Source organism: Neisseria sp. HMSC056A03 (genome assembly GCF_001815685.1).
In the GTDB taxonomy this organism is placed as follows: Bacteria; Pseudomonadota; Gammaproteobacteria; order Burkholderiales; family Neisseriaceae; genus Neisseria; species Neisseria subflava.
In genome coordinates this window covers 1-17,879 of record NZ_KV821656.1, presented here as the reverse complement: position 1 = coordinate 17,879, position 17,879 = coordinate 1, and the positions used below count along the sequence as shown (strand labels likewise).

19 protein-coding genes and 1 pseudogene are annotated in these 17,879 nt (G+C 48.1%); 19 read left to right on the top strand and 1 reads right to left on the bottom strand.

Annotation, left to right across the window (positions count from 1 at the left end):
- The first annotated feature begins 39 nt into the window (after nucleotides 1-39).
- The 19 genes and pseudogenes from der to HMPREF3052_RS09685 all read left to right on the top strand — a co-directional run bounded on the left by der (nucleotide 40) and on the right by HMPREF3052_RS09685 (nucleotide 16,813).
- The gene (gene der / locus HMPREF3052_RS09775; protein WP_049331367.1) at nucleotides 40-1,497 is read left to right on the top strand and encodes a ribosome biogenesis GTPase Der; all 1,458 of its coding nucleotides are present in this window, start codon (nucleotides 40-42) and stop codon (nucleotides 1,495-1,497) included.
- Between the two features lie 299 nt (nucleotides 1,498-1,796).
- Nucleotides 1,797-2,093 (top strand): RNA chaperone Hfq, encoded by a 297-nt coding sequence (gene hfq, locus HMPREF3052_RS09770; protein WP_003683208.1) that lies wholly within the window; start codon nucleotides 1,797-1,799, stop codon nucleotides 2,091-2,093.
- A 78-nt stretch (nucleotides 2,094-2,171) separates the two neighbouring features.
- Nucleotides 2,172-2,741: a tRNA 5-(aminomethyl)-2-thiouridylate-methyltransferase MnmM gene (locus HMPREF3052_RS09765; RefSeq protein ID WP_003683221.1), complete on the top strand. Its 570-nt coding sequence runs from the start codon at nucleotides 2,172-2,174 to the stop codon at nucleotides 2,739-2,741.
- 55 nt (nucleotides 2,742-2,796) lie between these two features.
- The gene (locus HMPREF3052_RS09760; RefSeq protein WP_049350659.1) at nucleotides 2,797-3,171 is read left to right on the top strand and encodes a SirB2 family protein; all 375 of its coding nucleotides are present in this window, start codon (nucleotides 2,797-2,799) and stop codon (nucleotides 3,169-3,171) included.
- 15 nt (nucleotides 3,172-3,186) lie between these two features.
- Complete coding sequence (folK, locus tag HMPREF3052_RS09755) at nucleotides 3,187-3,675, top strand: 2-amino-4-hydroxy-6-hydroxymethyldihydropteridine diphosphokinase (RefSeq protein WP_070749664.1); 489 nt, start codon at nucleotides 3,187-3,189, stop codon at nucleotides 3,673-3,675.
- A gap of 97 nt (nucleotides 3,676-3,772) precedes the next feature.
- The gene (locus HMPREF3052_RS09750; RefSeq protein WP_003683252.1) at nucleotides 3,773-4,408 is read left to right on the top strand and encodes a deoxynucleoside kinase; all 636 of its coding nucleotides are present in this window, start codon (nucleotides 3,773-3,775) and stop codon (nucleotides 4,406-4,408) included.
- Nucleotides 4,409-4,444: 36 nt separating this feature from the next.
- Entirely contained in the window at nucleotides 4,445-4,888 is a 444-nt protein-coding gene (locus HMPREF3052_RS09745; RefSeq protein WP_049329898.1) for a peroxiredoxin, read from the top strand.
- 81 nt (nucleotides 4,889-4,969) lie between these two features.
- The gene (xerD, locus tag HMPREF3052_RS09740) at nucleotides 4,970-5,842 is read left to right on the top strand and encodes a site-specific tyrosine recombinase XerD (protein ID WP_210399518.1); all 873 of its coding nucleotides are present in this window, start codon (nucleotides 4,970-4,972) and stop codon (nucleotides 5,840-5,842) included.
- Nucleotides 5,843-6,069: 227 nt separating this feature from the next.
- Nucleotides 6,070-6,270: a (2Fe-2S)-binding protein gene (locus HMPREF3052_RS09735; protein WP_003681978.1), complete on the top strand. Its 201-nt coding sequence runs from the start codon at nucleotides 6,070-6,072 to the stop codon at nucleotides 6,268-6,270.
- Between the two features lie 149 nt (nucleotides 6,271-6,419).
- Entirely contained in the window at nucleotides 6,420-6,653 is a 234-nt protein-coding gene (locus HMPREF3052_RS09730) for a glutaredoxin family protein (protein WP_036472354.1), read from the top strand.
- Between the two features lie 69 nt (nucleotides 6,654-6,722).
- Entirely contained in the window at nucleotides 6,723-7,331 is a 609-nt protein-coding gene (locus HMPREF3052_RS09725; RefSeq protein ID WP_070749662.1) for an SMC-Scp complex subunit ScpB, read from the top strand.
- Nucleotides 7,332-7,399: 68 nt separating this feature from the next.
- Nucleotides 7,400-8,077, top strand: a pseudogene (locus HMPREF3052_RS09720) (BCCT family transporter); the annotation flags it as partial.
- 200 nt (nucleotides 8,078-8,277) lie between these two features.
- On the top strand, nucleotides 8,278-9,939 hold the full coding sequence (recN, locus tag HMPREF3052_RS09715; RefSeq protein WP_070749660.1) for a DNA repair protein RecN: 1,662 nt from the start codon (nucleotides 8,278-8,280) through the stop codon (nucleotides 9,937-9,939).
- A gap of 115 nt (nucleotides 9,940-10,054) precedes the next feature.
- Nucleotides 10,055-11,011: a glutathione synthase gene (gshB, locus tag HMPREF3052_RS09710; protein ID WP_070749659.1), complete on the top strand. Its 957-nt coding sequence runs from the start codon at nucleotides 10,055-10,057 to the stop codon at nucleotides 11,009-11,011.
- 68 nt (nucleotides 11,012-11,079) lie between these two features.
- Nucleotides 11,080-11,463 (top strand): diacylglycerol kinase, encoded by a 384-nt coding sequence (locus tag HMPREF3052_RS09705; protein ID WP_070749658.1) that lies wholly within the window; start codon nucleotides 11,080-11,082, stop codon nucleotides 11,461-11,463.
- 131 nt (nucleotides 11,464-11,594) lie between these two features.
- Nucleotides 11,595-12,074: a copper chaperone PCu(A)C gene (locus HMPREF3052_RS09700; protein ID WP_070749657.1), complete on the top strand. Its 480-nt coding sequence runs from the start codon at nucleotides 11,595-11,597 to the stop codon at nucleotides 12,072-12,074.
- 126 nt (nucleotides 12,075-12,200) lie between these two features.
- Nucleotides 12,201-13,304 (top strand): tRNA 2-thiouridine(34) synthase MnmA, encoded by a 1,104-nt coding sequence (mnmA, locus tag HMPREF3052_RS09695; protein WP_070749656.1) that lies wholly within the window; start codon nucleotides 12,201-12,203, stop codon nucleotides 13,302-13,304.
- A 94-nt stretch (nucleotides 13,305-13,398) separates the two neighbouring features.
- A complete protein-coding gene (locus HMPREF3052_RS09690; protein ID WP_070749655.1) occupies nucleotides 13,399-15,054 on the top strand; it encodes an AMP-binding protein in 1,656 nt (551 codons plus the stop codon).
- Between the two features lie 124 nt (nucleotides 15,055-15,178).
- Nucleotides 15,179-16,813 carry a CTP synthase gene (locus HMPREF3052_RS09685; RefSeq protein WP_049350648.1) on the top strand — a complete coding sequence of 545 codons (1,635 nt, stop codon included), beginning with the start codon at nucleotides 15,179-15,181 and terminating at the stop codon, nucleotides 16,811-16,813.
- Between the two features lie 64 nt (nucleotides 16,814-16,877).
- Here the strand turns inward: HMPREF3052_RS09685 and HMPREF3052_RS09680 are convergent, their stop codons facing one another.
- Complete coding sequence (locus HMPREF3052_RS09680) at nucleotides 16,878-17,624, bottom strand: carbonic anhydrase (protein ID WP_070749654.1); 747 nt, start codon at nucleotides 17,622-17,624, stop codon at nucleotides 16,878-16,880.
- Nucleotides 17,625-17,879: the final 255 nt, after the last annotated feature.

The following is a 17,879-nucleotide window of genomic DNA, read 5'->3' as shown; positions in this document are numbered from 1 at the left end:
TCCCGTTTTTAGGCGGCACTTGACACAGAAAGACTCCACATGAAACCAACAATCGCGCTTGTCGGCCGCCCCAATGTCGGCAAATCTACTTTATTCAACCGTTTGACGCGTACCAAAGACGCGCTCGTGCATGACTTGCCCGGCCTGACGCGTGACCGCCATTACGGTCATGGCAAAGTCGGCAGCAAACCTTATTTGGTCATCGATACAGGCGGTTTTGAGCCGGTTGTGGACAGCGGTATTTTGCACGAAATGGCAAAACAAACCTTGCAGGCTGTCGATGAAGCCGATGCAGTTGTGTTTTTGGTGGACGGCCGTACCGGTTTGACGCCACAAGATAAAATCATTGCCGACCGTTTACGCCAAAGCCCGCGTCCCGTTTATTTGGCCGTGAATAAAGGCGAGGGTGGCAATAGGGCCGTACTTGCCGCCGAGTTCTACGAACTTGCCCTGGGCGACCCTTATGTTATTTCAGGTGCGCACGGCGATGGCGTGTATTATCTGATTGAAGATATTTTGGAAACATTCCCTGAGCCTGAAAAGGAAGAGGAAGAAGCCAAACATCCTGTTTTTGCTGTAATCGGCCGTCCAAATGTCGGTAAATCGACCTTGGTAAACGCTATTCTCGGAGAAGAGCGCGTGATTGCTTTTGATATGGCAGGCACGACGCGCGACAGTATCCATATTGATTTTGAACGTGAAGGCAAACCGTTTACCATCATAGATACCGCAGGTGTGCGCCGTCGCGGCAAAGTAGATGAAGCAGTAGAAAAATTTTCCGTTATCAAAGCCATGCAGGCGGTTGAAGCGGCAAACGTTGCTGTTTTGGTGTTGGATGCTCAACAAGATATCGCCGATCAAGATGCGACGATTGCAGGTTTTGCCTTGGAAGCAGGCCGTGCCTTGGTGGTAGCGGTCAACAAATGGGACGGCATCAGCGAAGAGCGGCGCGAGCAAGTGAAACGCGATATCAACCGCAAACTGTATTTCCTTGATTTTGCTAAGTTCCACTTTATTTCTGCGTTGAAAGAGCGCGGTATAGACGGTTTGTTTGAAAGCATTCAGGCTGCCTACAATGCTGCGATGATTAAGATGCCGACACCGAAAATCACGCGCGTATTGCAAAGCGCGATTGAGCGGCAACAACCGCCGCGTGCTGGCTTGGTGCGTCCGAAAATGCGTTATGCCCACCAAGGCGGCATGAATCCGCCGGTGATTGTGGTACACGGCAATTCGCTGCATGCCATTTCTGACAGCTACACACGCTATCTGACCCAAACATTCCGCAAAGCCTTCAATCTGCAAGGTACGCCGCTCAGAATTCAATACAATGTTTCGGAAAACCCGTATGAAAATGCGGAAGACAAACCGAAGAAAAAACCACTGCGCCGTGTCAGCCTGAGCAACCGTATTGAGAAACGCGAAGGCCGCAAGGAAGAGAAAAACCGCTTCAAGAAGAAAACCAAAGTCAGCGTGAAAAAACAATTTAGCAAATAAGCACAAAGGCCGTCTGAACAATTTCAGACGGCCTTTTTATAATGAAAAACAGCTCATTAGAGCTTCATGGCATATTTTCGATAGGGTTTGCCGAATTTTAAAAAAACATTCAATTTGGATTTGGGATTGTTGTGAATATGGAAATGAAACAGTCGGTTTAACGAGAAATTCCCTTATTGCTGGATTCCTAAACGGTGTGATAGAAAAAAAATAGTTGGTAATTTATCCTATTCGGGGCTACAATCCCATCAAACGCCGATTTTGGCGTCTTTACAATCATAATAATGGAGCTCAAAAATATGACAGCTAAAGGACAAATGTTACAAGATCCTTTTTTGAATGCGTTGCGTAAAGAGCACGTTCCGGTTTCAATCTACTTGGTAAACGGCATCAAGCTGCAAGGCCAAGTGGAATCATTCGACCAGTACGTTGTTCTGCTGCGTAATACTTCCGTCACTCAAATGGTTTACAAACACGCTATCTCAACAATCGTTCCTGCACGCGCAGTCAGCCTGCAACACGAAAACAAACAACCTCAAGCCGCTGCCGCAGCTGCTCCGGTTCAAGTTGAGACTGCGCAACAACCTGCCGAATAAATGATGTAACGCATTCCTGTTTTTCAATACCTTACCGCTTTTGCGGTAGGGTATTTTTATTTTCAGACGACCTTTATCATGCTGCTTGAAAACATTCTTCCCTTTGCACACTCCCTGTTACGACAAGCCTTAAAAGCAGGCGGCCGCGCTTTGGATGCGACGGCTGGAAATGGGCATGATACTTTGCTGTTGGCGCAGTCGGTTGGCGAGACGGGTAGGGTGTGGGCGTTTGATGTGCAATCTAAAGCATTAATGCAGACCCAAGGCCGTCTGAAAGAAAACGGCGTAGATGGCCGGGTAGCCCTGATACATGGCGGCCATGAAAACCTTTTATCTTATATCGATGAGCCTTTAGATGCTGCAGTATTTAATTTCGGTTGGCTGCCGGGTGGCGATAAAAGCTGTACGACTGAAGCGGCAAGCAGCATCCGTGCGCTGACGGATACTTTGGGTTTGCTGAAAGAGGGCGGCCTTGCCGTAGCGGTATTGTATCCGGGACATGAAGCCGGCCGAATAGAGGCTGAAGCGATTGTGCAATGGGCGGAAACTTTGCCGCAGGAAGCCTTTGCCGTGTTACGCTATGGCTTTGTCAACCGCCGCAATGCGCCTCCCTATCTGCTGGCGATTGAAAAGTTGCGTCAGAAATAGATGTTTGCGGTAAAATAGCTGCTTTGTTTTTCAACCCTCAACATAAGAAACTGCCATGCAATATCTGTTTGTAAAATACAGCCATCAGATTTTCGTTGCCATCACCATCCTGTTGTTCAACATCCGTTTTTTCCTGCTCTGGCGTCATCCTGAGAAACCGTTGGCAGGCATTTGGAAGGCCATGCCGCATTTGAACGACACCATGTTGCTGTTTACCGGCTTGTGGCTGATGAAGATTACCCATTTTTCACCGTTTAATGCGCCGTGGCTCGGCATGAAAATCCTGCTGTTGCTGGTTTATATTGTGTTGGGCATGATTATGATGCGTTCGCGTCCGCGTTCGCCGAAATTCTATATCGTCTACGTTTTGTCCATGTCGTGTGTTGCCACGATTGTTTTCCTTGCCAAAACCAAAACGCTGCCGTTTTAAAAGAGGCCGTCTGAAATGTATCCGCATTTTGCCGTTGTCGCTTTGGGCAGCAATCTTGCCAATCCTGCCGAACAGGTTCGCGCCGCTTTGGCTGAATTGGCCGCGCATCCGCATATCCGGCTCGAAAAAACATCTTCCCTGTATCTGACTGCGCCAGTCGGCTATGATGATCAGCCCGATTTTGTGAACGCCGTTTGTACCGTGAAAACATCATTGGACGGCGTGGCGCTGTTGGCGGAGTTAAACCGCATCGAGGCCGAATTTGGGCGCGAACGTACTTTTCGTAATGCGCCGCGCACTTTGGATTTAGACATTATCGATTTTGACGGTATTCGCAGCGATGACCCGCATCTGACTTTGCCTCATCCGCGTGCACATGAGCGCAGTTTCGTTATGTTGCCGCTGGCCGAAATCCTTCCGGATTTCGGGTTGGGCGAGCATGGTCGTGCGGCTGATTTGGCTCAGGCTTTGGGCGGGCAGGGTATTCGCCTGTTGAAAGAATAAGGGCCGTCTGAAAAACGGACTAAAACAAGAAAGGGCGTGTTGGACACGCCTTTTTTGCTATAAAATATTGTCGGGAAACACATTACAAAGAGTTACTATGAATCCTCGTTATATTGTTGTCGAAGGCGCCATCGGTAGTGGCAAGACCGCTTTGAGCCGCCGCTTGGCAGAGCATTTCAGCGCGTTGCTGTTGTCGGAGAATCCGGATCATAATCCGTTTCTCATGAAGTTTTATAGCAATGTTTCCAATAATGGCTTGGCTGCCGAACTTTTCTTCCTGACGCGCCGCGCTGAAAGCGTGAATATTATTGACGACCAATGTGCGCAAGGTGGAATGGTTGTGGCTGATTTTCTACCGGAAAAAGACCGTATTTTTACGCCCATCGTTTTGAATGATGACGAGCAGCAGCTTTTTGCCGATATGAAGCAACGCATTCTGCCGCAATACGCAGAGCCCGATGTGGTGATTTATCTGCAAACCGCTGTCGAAAACAACCGCAAACGTCTGCAAAAACGTCACGAAGGCATTATCAGCTTGTTTCCCGAAGGCTATTTGGGACGTGTGCATGACGAATATAGTCATTTCTTCCATTTGTATCAAAGCGCGCCTTTGCTGACTGTCAATGCCGATGAGTTGGATTTGGCCGGCAATGACGACCATTTCCAGCTTTTGTTGCGCGCATTGGAAGATTTTCAAGGTACGCGCAGTTATTTGAATTTAAGCGAAAAATAAACGCAGGCTAGGTTTAGGCCGTCTGAAAGGAATAATATGTCAAAATATCAATTCACACTCCCATCTTCTTCCGGCAGCGATTTTAACTCCGCCGAACATTTGCCGTTGGTTGTCTATTTTTATCCTAAAGACAGCACGCCCGGCTGTACCACCGAAGGCTTGGATTTCAATGCCCGATTGGAACAATTCACAGCATTGGGCTATACCGTTGTCGGTATTTCGCGCGACGGTGTCAAATCGCATCAGAATTTCTGTGCCAAACAAGGCTTTCAGTTTGAATTATTGAGCGACAAAGAAGAAACCGTCTGCAAACTGTTTGACGTGATCAAGCTGAAAAAGCTTTACGGTAAAGAATCCCTCGGCATCGAGCGAAGCACGTTTGTGCTGGACGAAAACGGCGAAATCGCCCATGAATGGCGCAAAGTCAAAGTGGCCGGACACGCGCAGGAAGTTTTGGATACCATTTCTCAAGCCTCTTAATAGGGCTTTGAAAACCTAAGGCCGTCTGAACGGATGTAAAGTCATGCCGTTCAGACGGCCTTTCAATACAGTTTGATGAATATGGACGATTTAATAGACAAGCTGCTTGAATCCCTTTGGCTGCAAGACAGGCTCAGCCACAATACGCTGCAAAGTTACCGCCGTGATTTGGTCAAAGTTGCAGCGCGTTTGGCCGAGGGCGGACAGGATTGGTTGAGTGCCGATGAATTTGCCCTGTCTGATGCCGTGTATGCGGAAGGGGAAAAAAACACGTCCCAAGCGCGGGCATTGTCGGCTTGCAAGCGCATGTACGGCTGGTTGGAAGAAACAGGCCAAAGAGCAAACAATCCCACCCGTTTTCTCAAAGCGCCGAAGTCGGAACGCAAACTGCCCACGCTGATTACCGAAGCCCAAATCGATGCGCTGCTGGCTGCACCGGATGTGGAAACGCCGCACGGACTACGCGACAAAGCCTTACTCGAAGTCATGTATGCAACAGGCTTGCGCGTGACCGAAGCCGTCAAATTGACGCTCAGCGATATCGATTTACATCGCGGCAGTATCCGTACCATAGGCAAGGGCGACAAATTGCGCCTGGTTCCGTTGGGGCAGGAAGCGGCATATTGGGTGGAACGCTATTGCAACGAATCGCGCCCGTTGTTGCTGAAAAACAAAATCTGCGACGAAGTGTTTGTCAGCCAAAAACGCAGCGGCATCAGCCGTCAGCTTGCATGGATGATAGTCAAAGAATATGCCGAAGCGGCCGGTATTGCTTCGCTCAGCCCGCACGGTTTGCGCCATGCTTTTGCTACGCATTTGGTCAATCACGGCGTCGATTTGCGCTCAGTCCAGATGATGTTGGGACATTCCGATATCAACACCACGCAGATTTATACCCATGTTGCCAATATCCGTTTGAAAAACATGGTCGATGAACACCATTCCCGTTCATAAATAAAGGCGGCATCTCGAAGATGCCGCTTTTTGTTATTGAGGCCGTCTGAAAGGTTATCAAACTTTAAAATTATAAAATATCAATCAAAATATAAAATTTCATAGAAAAATTTTAAAGCAAAAGGGCTGTGTCAATATTGCAATGCAAACCGTTTTTATTTATATTTACGTTTAAGAATAAATCCTACTCTCAATTACAGAGAGTAACAAAATAATTGGAGCACATCATGTTCGTATGCATCTGCAATGCCATTACTGACCACGACATCAAAGAGACTATCGCCGCCGGTGCAACCACCATGAGCGATTTGCAGGCTCAATTAGGTGTGGCGACTTGTTGCGGTTGTTGCGGCGAATTGGCAGCGTCATTTTTGACTGCAAGCAGTGCCCAAAATACCGTGACTGCCGGTATCAACGTTCAGTCTTAATTTTAGAATGTACACAAAGGCCGTCTGAAGGCGTGACAGAAATCCTTGATTTCGTTTCACGCCTGTTCAGACGGCCTTTGTCATGCCTGTATGGTTTGGAGGCATTTTGCTATACAATGGCCGCTTTTGTCCCTCCGAGAGTAACCGCCATGAAACTGACCTTGATGTTTCGGGAGTATTGCAGCCTGTGCCACAAAATGCGCGAACAATTAAAGCCTTATCAGGAGCAGTTTGGATTTGAGCTGGATATTGTCGATGTTGATGAAGATCCGGTTTTAGAAGAAAAGTACAATGAGCTGGTGCCTGTTTTGCTGGATGGCGATACCGAAATCTGCCATTGGTTTTTGGACGAAGAAAAACTGAAAGCGCATTTGAGCGCGTAACAAACCGTTGACCATATTGTCTTTCAGACGGCCTTTGGCTGTTTATGCCGTCTGAACATTGATTTTATTATGACTGAAAAACTTTCTCCCGATGCGCTGATTGAAGCGGCGCTGTTGACGCAAGTCGAACCCCTAAACGAGAAAACCATGCGCGAATTGTGCGTGCCGCCGTTGTCGCAAGACAAGCTGATTGACGTGTTGGCGCAACTGAAGGCCCGCTGGCAGGGCAGGGCTTTGCAACTGGTGCATACCCATGAGGGCTGGCGCTTCCAAATCGACCAAGCCGCATTTGAACGACTGGGCAGCCTGCAAGAGCAGCGCGCGCCACGTTATTCCCGCGCCGTGATGGAAACGCTGGCGATTATTGCCTATCAGCAACCGGTAACGCGTGGCGATATCGAAGGTATACGCGGCGTGGCGGTGTCGCAAAATGTCATGCAAACCTTGCAGGATAGAGGCTGGATTGAAGTCATCGGCCATCGTGATTCTATCGGCCGTCCGGCTTTGTGGGCGACAACGGCAACATTCTTAAGCGATTTGCGTTTGGAAAGTTTGGAAGAATTGCCGCCGCTGACTGAATTGGGCGAGCTGGTGTTGCCTGATTTGATGGAAACGCCGCCGACAGGCGATGAGGAAGCTGAAGAAGCAGTTGAATCAGGAAGCAGACTGATTAACTGATTTGAATGTAAAGGCCGTCTGAAACAATCGTGTTTCAGACGGCCTTTATTGTTGTATAACACTATGATGTTATGTGGGGTGTGTTGATTTCGGCTGTGGCCATTGTGTTGCTGGGTGCCGGCGGTTTGCCCATCTTGCAAACCATGACCCTGATTGCGTCTCTGCCGTTTGCGGTGTTGATGATTTTTATGATGGTTTCTTTGTGGAAAGCCCTGAACAACGATGCCAAATATTTTGCAACCGCCGTCAATCCGGGCAGTATTTTCTGGTCGGGCGATCATTGGAGGGAACGCCTTGGCCAAATGATGAATCAGACGCAGGAAGTCGATATCATCAAATTTATGAAAAATATGGCGCTTCTGGCAATGCAGGAATTGAAAGACGAATTGACCGAAAAATACAATATGGACGTAGAAATTCGTTGCCTGTTGCAACAGGATGAGCCGTCGGTGGAGCTGGTGGTACATAAAGGGACGGTAAGGGATTTTGTCTATGGGATTAAATCCGTAAAGCGAGAAATTACCGACCAGTTGATTCGCGAAGACGGCCTGCCTCATTTCAAATATGCGGCAACGTTCATACCGTTGACGTATTTCTCGGATGGGCGCGATAGATACGATGTGCAATATATGACGCAAAAAGAATTGATTGCCGATATGCTCAAGCAGTATGAGCGTTATCTGAACCTGCTTGCCGGAGTGGGGCAGGAATTGATGGGGCATGAACAAGTAGAACTGGCAGAGTAAAATAAATTTAGGCCGTCTGAACATGTAGCCATATTCAGACGGCCTTTTTATTGCCTGTTTAAAAAAATAATTTTTTTAAAATAAATATCTTAGATAAATTATAAGAAAAATCTGATTCAAACTATAAAAAATCTTAGTTATAATCAGCTTATCTAAAGCTATTCCGCATAGGTGCGGGTGATTTACTAAGGAATACTACAATGCTGTTGGCACTTTCTTTGCGTGATTTTGTCATTGTTGAAAACTTGAATCTTGATTTTCAAAACGGCTTTACCGTATTGACAGGCGAGACCGGTGCAGGCAAATCGATTACTCTAGATGCGATTGGCCTGTTGTTGGGCGATAAGGCCGATTACAGCCAAGTGCGCAGCGGTGCCAAAGAAGCGCAGTTGTCGGCTTTATTCGACATCAGCGGTTTGCCCGAACTGAAAGCGCAGCTGCAGGAACAAGGCCTTTTGGAAGAAGATGCCGAAGAGCTCAGCATCCGCCGTATTATCGATGCCAAGGGCAAAAGCCGCAGTTATATCAATAATCAGGCAGCAACATTGGCGCAACTGAAAGCCATCGGCGAGCAGTTAATCGATATTCACGGCCAAAATGCCCATCACTCATTGAATCAAGAATCTGCGCAACGCGAGTTATTGGATGCGTTTGCCGGCAGCAAAGAGCAGGCAGAAACGGTCAAACAGCTTTATCAAAATTGGGTCAATGCGAAAAAGGCACTGCAAGAAGCACAAAAGCAGGCAGAAACCATGGCCATCGAACGCGAGCGTTTGGAATGGCAGTTTAATGAATTGAACCAATTGGAGCTCAAGCCCAACGAATGGGAAACCTTAAGCCAAAGCCACGACAGCCTGGCGCATTCGGCCGAGTTGCTGCAAACCGCCGAACAAGTAGGTGACAGCATAGACGGAGACAACGGCATCCAACGTCAAATCTATCAATGCCAAAAATTATTGGGCAATCTGCAAAACATTGAGCCGCGCTTCGCCGAGAGTCTGAATATGTTGGCAAGTATTGAGGCAGAATTGGGTGAAATCAGTGCCAATATGCGCGATGTGGCCGGTCGCAGTGATATCGATCCTAATGAATTGGCCGCACAAGAAAGCCGTATGGGCGAATTGATGAGCATGGCGCGCAAATACCGCATTGAGCCGGAAGAGTTGCCGCAAAAGTTGGTAGAAATTGACGAGCGCCTGCAAAACCTGCAAGCGGCTGCCGATTTGGAAGCCTTGGAAAATACAGTCGCACGCAATCTTGCCGAATACCATGAAGCCGCGCATATTCTCTCCGCCATGCGCCATCAGGCAGCCGGCCGTTTGGGTGAAGAGACCACCGAGCATATGCAGCATTTGGCCATGAAAGGCGCACGTTTTGACATCGTCTTGTTGCCGTCTTCACCGACCGCGCATGGTTTGGAGCAGGTGCAATTCCAAGTGGCGGCGAATAAAGGCAATCCGTCCCGTCCTTTGAACAAAGTGGCTTCCGGCGGCGAATTGGCACGTATCAGCTTGGCTTTACAAGTGGTTGCCAGCCAATACACACAAGTACCGACATTGATTTTCGACGAAGTGGATACCGGTATTGGTGGCGGCGTTGCTGAAATGGTCGGTAAAGCTCTGCGTGCCTTAGGTAAAAAACATCAAGTCCTGGCGGTAACCCATCTTCCTCAAGTCGCCTCTTGCGGTGAAAACCATTGGCAGGTTCGTAAGCATAGCGAAGGCGAACAAACCGTCAGCGAAATCAGCGTCTTGAGCCATCATCAGCGCATTGAGGAAATCGCGCGTATGCTGGGTGGCGAAATCATTACCGATACCACACGCAGCCATGCCGCCGAACTCTTACATTTGGCAGCTGCCTAAAAGCCTCAAGGCCGTCTGAAAATAGGATTCAGACGGCCTTTTCTATATTTTGCCACCTTTTCAGGCAGGCAGAATACAAGGTATGATTATATCGTCTGTTTACAAGGAAATTTTGATGAAAGTCCTGTTTATCGCCGATCCGATGGCAAGTTTTAAAACCTATAAAGACACTACTTACGCCATGATGCGTGAAATGGCAAAGCGCGGTTGGCAGCTTTTTCATACCTTGAGCGGAGAATTGTCCGTCCGTGAAGGTTTGGTGGTGGCTCAGGCAGCGGCATTTGAGTTTGTCGGCGCGAAAAACGATGATGATCACGAATGGTTTAAAGCAGAGGCAAAAGTTCAGACGGCCTTGAAAGATTTCGATGCGGTCATTATGCGCACTGATCCGCCGTTTGATATGCAATATCTGTACGCAACCCAGTTTTTGACGTTGGCAGAGCAGCAGGGGGCAAAAGTATTTAACAGCGGGCAGGCAATGCGAGATTTCAATGAGAAATTGGCGATTTTGAACTTCAACCAGTTTACCGCGCCCACTTTGGTTACCACACGTTCCGCCGATGTCCGTGCCTTTTTGAAAGAACACGGCGACATCATCATCAAACCTTTGGACGGCATGGGCGGTATGGGCATTTTCCGCCTGACCGAATCCGACCCCAATATCGGCAGTATTTTGGAAACCCTGATGCAGCTTGATTCACGTACCATCATGGCGCAACGTTATATTCCTGAAATCGTACATGGCGACAAGCGCATTCTGATTATTGGTGGGGAAGTTGTTCCGTATGCTTTGGCGCGTATTCCGCAAAACGGAGAAACGCGCGGCAACTTGGCTGCCGGCGGTCGCGGCGTGGCACAGGAATTGAGCGAGCGCGACCGTGAAATTGCAGAAACCCTGGCGCCTGAATTGAAACGCCGCGGTATTTTGCTTGCCGGTTTGGATGTCATCGGTAGCAACCTGACCGAAGTCAACGTAACCAGCCCGACCGGCTTCCAAGAAATCATGAAGCAAAAAGATTTCGACGTTGCCGCCATGTTTGCAGATGCCGTCGCATCTTGGGCGAAACCATAAACCCAAAGGCCGTCTGAAAATTAACCCGACCGTTTCTTTTCAGACGGCCTTTTCATGTTGAGTATATGATGAAACCATCTTCCTACGCTTCCGAGAAAAAAGGAAAAAACGGTATCAAGCGCATTATCAATGCGTTTGGTTATTCCAAAGACGGACTGGCTGCCGCGTATCGTTATGAAAGCGCATTTCGCCAAGTTTTTTGGCTGAACCTGATTTTAATTGTCTTGGCTTTGTTCCTTGATTTCGGCCCGGTCACCAAAATGGTGCTTGTTGTCGCATCGTTTATTTCACTGATTACCGAATTGTTTAATACCGCCATCGAGGCAGCTGTTGACCATACCTCTACTGAAAAACACGAGCTGGCCAAGCGTGCCAAAGATGCCGGTTCGGCCGCGCAACTGATGGCTTTGTTAATGTTATTTATTGTTTGGATTTTTGCATTAACTGCTTAGAAATGTGGTAATATGGTAATTCATTAGGATTAGATAGTATTACTTAATCTATATCAAAGTTTTCAGACGGCCTTCGGTTGTAAGATAAAGGCTGTATATCCCAGCCATTTGGCAAACATAAGGAGCAAAACATGAAAAAATTAATGGCAACCCTGATTCTGGCAGGCTTGGCAACTTCCGTATCTGCAGCCGGTATCCATATTGAAGACGGTTGGGCACGTTCTACCGTTGAAGGTATGAAAATGGGTGGCGCATTCATGAAAATCCACAACGATGAAGCTAAAAAAGACTTCTTGGTTGGCGGCAGCAGCCCGGTAGCCGAGCGTATCGAAGTACATACCCATGTAAACGACAACGGCGTAATGCGCATGCGCGAAGTTAAAGGCGGCATCCCGCTGGAAGAAAAAGGCGTAACCGAGCTGAAACCAGGCAGCTACCACGTTATGTTCATGGGTCTGAAAAAACCGCTGAAAGAAGGCGAAAAAGTACCTGTTACCCTGAAATTCAAAAACGCGAAACCTCAAACTGTCGAGCTGGAAGTGAAAACTGCACCGCAATCCGGCATGGATCACGGTCACGGCCATGGTCACGGTGGCGCGCATCAACACTAATTGCTTGAATTTGCATATAAAGGCCGTCTGAAAGTCATTGGGCTTTCAGACGGCCTTTTCTGTCGTTAAATCAAAATGTGCTAAAATCACGCTTTAAAAAATGTATTTAAAACCCACATTCCCCTCATGAATACTACCAACACACCAACAAACATCATCGTCGGCCTTTCCGGCGGCGTCGATTCATCCGTTACCGCGGCCCTGCTCAAACAGCAAGGCCATCAAATCAGCGGTGTGTTCATGCAGAACTGGGAAGATGACGACAACGACGAATATTGCAGCATCAAACAAGACTCCTTTGATGCCATTGCCGTTGCCGATATCATCGGTATCGATATCGACATCGTCAATTTTGCCGCGCAATATAAAGACAATGTATTTGCCTATTTCCTCAAAGAATACAGCGCAGGCCGCACGCCAAATCCGGATGTCTTGTGCAATGCCGAAATCAAATTCAAATGCTTTTTGGATTATGCCATTGAGCAGGGCGCCGATACCATTGCCACCGGACACTATGCCCGCAAAGAAGTTCGCAATGGCGTGCATTACCTGCTCAAAGGCTTGGATCAAAACAAAGACCAAAGCTATTTCTTGTACCGCCTCAAACCTTTCCAACTTGAGCGCGCGATTTTCCCATTGGGCGAGTTAGAAAAGCCTGAAGTCCGCCGTCTTGCCGAAGAATTCAAATTACCGACTGCAACCAAAAAAGACAGTACCGGTATTTGCTTTATCGGCGAACGCCCGTTCCGCGAATTTCTGCAAAAATACCTGCCGACCAATAATGGCAAAATGGTTACCCCTGAAGGCAAAGTAGTCGGCGAACACGTCGGCTTGATGTTTTACACGCTGGGCCAACGCAAAGGCTTGGGTATCGGTGGCGCAGGTGAGCCATGGTTTGTGGCGGCCAAGGATTTGACCAAAAACGAACTGATTGTCGTCCAAGGCCATGACCATCCTTTGCTTTATACGCAAAGCCTGATCATGAACGATTTGAGTTTCACATTGCCCGAACGCCCGAAAGAAGGACGCTATACCTGCAAAACGCGCTACCGTATGGCTGACGCACCTTGTACGTTGCGTTACTTGGATGATGAAACCGTCGAGCTTGTCTTTGACGAGCCGCAATGGGCGGTAACCCCCGGACAATCTGCGGTACTGTATGACGGCGATGTGTGCTTGGGCGGCGGTATCATCATGTCCACCGACAAGCCTGTCATTATTACTGCTTAATAAAAGGGCCATCTGAAAACGAAGCGGCGGATTGAAATAAAGCCTTTCAGACGGCCTCGATTTCAAAAAACGACTAAATAAAAGACTGATCAATATGGAAAAACTCTGGCTCAAAAGCTATGAACAAGGCGTAAACTCTGAAATCGATATTTCTCAATACAGCTCCATCAGCGACGTATTCCGTCAAAGTGTCGAGAAATTCGCGGATAAACCTGCTTTTCAAAACATGGGCAAAACGCTGACTTATGCCGAAGTGGGCAAGTTGGCTACCGATTTTGCTTCTTACCTGCAAAACGTATTGAAACTGCCGCGCGGTGAGCGTGTGGCGATTATGATGCCGAACGTTTTGCAATATCCGATTGCGCTTTTCGGTATTTTGCAGGCCGGTTTGGTGGCAGTGAATACCAATCCGCTTTATACGCCGCGCGAGTTGGAGCATCAGTTGAAAGACAGTGGCGCGACAACGATTGTCGTGTTGGAGAACTTTGCCAATACGTTAGAATTGGTGTTACCGCGTACGCAAATCAAACATGTGATTGTCGCGTCGGTCGGCGATATGTTCGGCATGATTAAAGGCGCGTTGATGAACTTCGTCATCCGCAAAGTGAAAAAAATGGTGCCGGAATACCGCATTCCCAATACCGTGACTTTTCAGACGGCCTTGAAGCAAGGTGCGGCCAATTCGTTCAAACCAGTCGAGTTGACGCGCGACGATACTGCTTTGCTGCAATATACGGGCGGTACGACCGGTTTGGCGAAAGGCGCCGTCCTCACTCACGGCAATATCTGCGCCAATATGTTGCAGGCAAAAGAATGGATTAAAAACAGCCTGCACGAAGGCAAAGAAACGGTTATTGCCGCGTTGCCGCTGTATCATATCTTTGCCTTGACGGTGAACCTGATGATCTTTGCGAATACCGGTTCTAAAATCATCCTGATTACCAATCCGCGCGACATGAAAGGATTTATCGGTGAATTGAAAAAAGAGCCGATTAGCGTATTCATCGGTGTGAATACCCTGTTTAATGCGATGGTCAACCGTCCAGATTTTGCCGAAGTCGATTTTTCCCGTTTGAAGCTGACTTTGGGCGGCGGTATGGCAACGCAAAGAGCCGTGGCGGAAAAATGGAAAAAAATCACCGGTACGCCGATTGTGGAGGCCTACGGCTTGACCGAAGCCAGTCCGGGCGTATGTTGCAATCCTTTGAATATCGAAGCTTACAGCGGCGGTATCGGCCTGCCTGTTCCTTCAACTGAGATAGAATTGCGCGATGCAGACGGCAAAGAAGTGCCTATCGGACAACCGGGCGAATTGTGGGTGCGCGGCCCGCAAGTGATGAAAGGCTATTGGAATCGTCCTGAAGAAACCGCCAAAGCAATCGATGCACGCGGCTTTTTGGAGACCGGCGACATTGCCGTGATGGATGAAAAAGGCTGGCTGAAGCTGGTGGACCGCAAAAAAGATTTGATTGTGGTATCTGGTTTCAATGTGTATCCGAACGAAATTGAAGAAGTGGTGGCCGGCAACGACAAAGTCTTGGAAGTCGCGTGTATCGGCGTGAAAAGTGAGAAAACCGGCGAAGCGATTAAGGTCTTCGTCGTACGCAAAGACCCGTCTTTGACCAAGGAAGAGCTGATCGATTTCTGCCGTAAAGAACTGACCGCTTATAAAGTGCCGAAAGACATCGAATTCCGCGACGAGTTGCCAAAATCCAACGTTGGCAAAATCCTGCGCCGCGAGCTGCGCTGATATATAGAATCAGTATGATAAGGCCGTCTGAAAACGCTATTTTCAGACGGCCTGAAGCTTTTGCCGTTTGCCAGAATATGCTGCTTCAAGTTAAAATCATACATTCCAACATGGGTATCACATCATGACTAAATTTATTTTCGTAACCGGCGGCGTTGTATCTTCTTTAGGTAAAGGTATCGCCGCCGCTTCTATTGCTACTATTCTCGAGTCGCGTGGCTTGAACGTGACCATGCTTAAACTCGACCCGTATATCAACGTTGACCCGGGTACCATGAGCCCGTTTCAACACGGCGAAGTATTCGTGACTGATGACGGCGCGGAAACCGACCTCGACCTCGGTCACTACGAGCGTTTCATCAACGCCACCATGACTCGCCGTAACAGCTTCAGTACCGGCCAAGTCTATGAAAACGTGATTGCCAAAGAGCGTCGTGGCGACTATCTGGGCGGTACCGTACAAGTAATTCCGCACATTACTGATGAAATCAAACGCCGCATCCATGAAGGCGCGGCCGGTTATGATGTGGCGATTGTCGAAATCGGTGGCACAGTCGGCGATATCGAATCTTTGCCTTTCTTGGAAGCCATCCGTCAAATGCGCAGCCAGCTCGGCCGCAACAATACATTGTTTGCCCACCTGAGCTATGTTCCTTACATTGCCGCCGCCGGCGAAATCAAAACCAAACCGACCCAGCATACCGTTAAAGAAATGTTGAGCATCGGTTTGCAACCGGATATCCTGATCTGCCGTATGGACAGAGAAATGCCTGCGGACGAGCGCCGTAAGATTGCTTTGTTCTGTAACGTTGAAGAACGCGCCATCGTGGGCAGCTACGATGTGGACAGTATTTACGAATGCCCTGAAATGCTGCATAACCAAGGCATTGACAGCATTATTACCGAGCAGCTCCAACTGAATGTCAAACAAGCCGATTTGACCGAATGGAAGAAAATCGTTCACGCGATTCGAAATCCGAAACATACCGTCAAAATCGCGATGGTCGGCAAATACGTTGATTTGACCGAGTCCTACAAATCATTGATCGAAGCCCTGAAGCACGCTGGTATTCACACTGAAACCGACGTACAAATTACTTTTGTCGACAGCGAAAGCATCGAGAAGGGCAATGGCGACGTTTCCATGCTCAAAGACATGGACGCGATTTTGGTGCCGGGCGGCTTCGGTTCACGCGGCGTAGAAGGCAAAATTGCCGCTGTACGATATGCGCGTGAAAACAACGTACCATACTTGGGCATCTGCTTGGGTATGCAAATCGCCCTGATCGAATACGCCCGCGATGTTGCAGGCTTGAAAGGTGCGAACTCTACCGAGTTTGACTTGAAATGCGCCGCGCCTGTCGTTGCCCTGATTGACGAATGGCAAACTGCCGACGGCAGCGTAGAAACCCGCGACGAATCTGCCGATTTGGGCGGCACCATGCGTTTGGGTGCGCAAGAAGTTGATCTCAAACCGGGCAGTCTTGCCGCAAAAATCTACGGCAGCGAACATATCCGCGAACGCCATCGCCACCGCTATGAGGTCAACAACAACTATGTTCCTCAGTTGGAAAAAGCAGGTTTGGTCATCGGCGGCGTATCCGCAGGCCGCGAGCGTTTGGTTGAAACCATCGAATTGCCAAATCATCCTTGGTTCTTCGCGTGTCAGTTCCATCCGGAATTCACTTCCAATCCGCGCAAAGGTCATCCTTTGTTCAGTGCGTTTGTAAAAGCCGCGTTGGGTAACAAAAAAGCCTGATTAATGTGATTGAAAAAGCACCCGTTATCCGGGTGCTTTTTTTGTTTTCAGACGGCCTTAGAAGTTATTTGTCTTCATTGACTTCGCGGTCGTTCAAAGGTTGTACGGGACGGTTGTTTTCTCCGCCGATAATGTCGCGCATGGCATTAAACTGCGCCGCATCTGCCTGAACCGGAGTTTTTAAGACAACCCAAGTAACGTTTTCGCTGCAAGGCGGCGTTGTCAGCGAGCCTTTCAGTTGGAAGGACTTGCTATCTTTAGGCAGCAGGGCTTGGATATTTAAGTTTTTCAACGTTACGGATTCGCCCGCCTTCAGTTTTTTTGCAGTAAGTGCGGACAGGGCAGGATTGTTTTTGCCCGGTTTAAATACAGAGCCGATGACTGCCAAAGTACCGTCTTCGGCTTGATGGACGAAATGCGCTTCCATCGGGAAATGTCTGCCTTTGAAAGTATGTTCGCTCGGCGTATGGAAGTGGAATTGTTTGAAGGTATAGGTTTTACCGTTAATCACGATAGTTTGAGCCTTGCCTTGCGGCGTGGCTTGAAGGGTATGGCCGTTATTTTCTACTTTGTAGTCGGCGATGTTGTAACGGTATGCCAGTTGTTTGCCTTTTACTGCTTTTGTTGTGGAGAAGTCCACTGGAGATTGCTGTTTGCCTGTTTTGCAGACAGCAAAGTCTTCACTCAAATCACCCCAGTGTGCAGCATCGTTTTCACCTGTGTAAGACCAATGTGCATGATGGGTTTCGGCGGATACCGTTGCAGTAGAGACAGCCATTAGCAAAGATAAAAAGAGATGTTTGTTCAACATAAGAGCTTCTATTTATTTATATTAGGTAAAATGAAAAATTTATACAAAATAAATTATCGATATAAAAAAGCTTTTTCATAATAAGAAAGTTAATGATAGTGGCAATTTGGGAATATTGGGTTGATATATGGCAAACATTTATCAAGCAATCATTTTTGATTAAATGATTACAATAATAGGGATGATTGTCTTTGTCGCAACTTTAAATAGGAAAGGCCGTCTGAACTTTGAACTGCACCCCAAAAGTTGGACATC

Excerpts from the sequence above, each read along its gene's own strand:
- der (WP_049331367.1), top strand. The coding sequence starts at position 40 with ATGAAACCAACAATCGCGCTTGTCGGCCGCCCCAATGTCGGCAAATCT.
- hfq (WP_003683208.1), top strand. The coding sequence starts at position 1,797 with ATGACAGCTAAAGGACAAATGTTACAAGATCCTTTTTTGAATGCGTTG.
- HMPREF3052_RS09765 (WP_003683221.1), top strand. The coding sequence starts at position 2,172 with ATGCTGCTTGAAAACATTCTTCCCTTTGCACACTCCCTGTTACGACAA.
- HMPREF3052_RS09760 (WP_049350659.1), top strand. The coding sequence starts at position 2,797 with ATGCAATATCTGTTTGTAAAATACAGCCATCAGATTTTCGTTGCCATC.
- folK (WP_070749664.1), top strand. The coding sequence starts at position 3,187 with ATGTATCCGCATTTTGCCGTTGTCGCTTTGGGCAGCAATCTTGCCAAT.
- HMPREF3052_RS09750 (WP_003683252.1), top strand. The coding sequence starts at position 3,773 with ATGAATCCTCGTTATATTGTTGTCGAAGGCGCCATCGGTAGTGGCAAG.
- HMPREF3052_RS09745 (WP_049329898.1), top strand. The coding sequence starts at position 4,445 with ATGTCAAAATATCAATTCACACTCCCATCTTCTTCCGGCAGCGATTTT.
- xerD (WP_210399518.1), top strand. The coding sequence starts at position 4,970 with ATGGACGATTTAATAGACAAGCTGCTTGAATCCCTTTGGCTGCAAGAC.
- HMPREF3052_RS09735 (WP_003681978.1), top strand. The coding sequence starts at position 6,070 with ATGTTCGTATGCATCTGCAATGCCATTACTGACCACGACATCAAAGAG.
- HMPREF3052_RS09730 (WP_036472354.1), top strand. The coding sequence starts at position 6,420 with ATGAAACTGACCTTGATGTTTCGGGAGTATTGCAGCCTGTGCCACAAA.
- HMPREF3052_RS09725 (WP_070749662.1), top strand. The coding sequence starts at position 6,723 with ATGACTGAAAAACTTTCTCCCGATGCGCTGATTGAAGCGGCGCTGTTG.
- recN (WP_070749660.1), top strand. The coding sequence starts at position 8,278 with ATGCTGTTGGCACTTTCTTTGCGTGATTTTGTCATTGTTGAAAACTTG.
- gshB (WP_070749659.1), top strand. The coding sequence starts at position 10,055 with ATGAAAGTCCTGTTTATCGCCGATCCGATGGCAAGTTTTAAAACCTAT.
- HMPREF3052_RS09705 (WP_070749658.1), top strand. The coding sequence starts at position 11,080 with ATGAAACCATCTTCCTACGCTTCCGAGAAAAAAGGAAAAAACGGTATC.
- HMPREF3052_RS09700 (WP_070749657.1), top strand. The coding sequence starts at position 11,595 with ATGAAAAAATTAATGGCAACCCTGATTCTGGCAGGCTTGGCAACTTCC.
- mnmA (WP_070749656.1), top strand. The coding sequence starts at position 12,201 with ATGAATACTACCAACACACCAACAAACATCATCGTCGGCCTTTCCGGC.
- HMPREF3052_RS09690 (WP_070749655.1), top strand. The coding sequence starts at position 13,399 with ATGGAAAAACTCTGGCTCAAAAGCTATGAACAAGGCGTAAACTCTGAA.
- HMPREF3052_RS09685 (WP_049350648.1), top strand. The coding sequence starts at position 15,179 with ATGACTAAATTTATTTTCGTAACCGGCGGCGTTGTATCTTCTTTAGGT.
- HMPREF3052_RS09680 (WP_070749654.1), bottom strand. The coding sequence starts at position 17,624 with ATGTTGAACAAACATCTCTTTTTATCTTTGCTAATGGCTGTCTCTACT.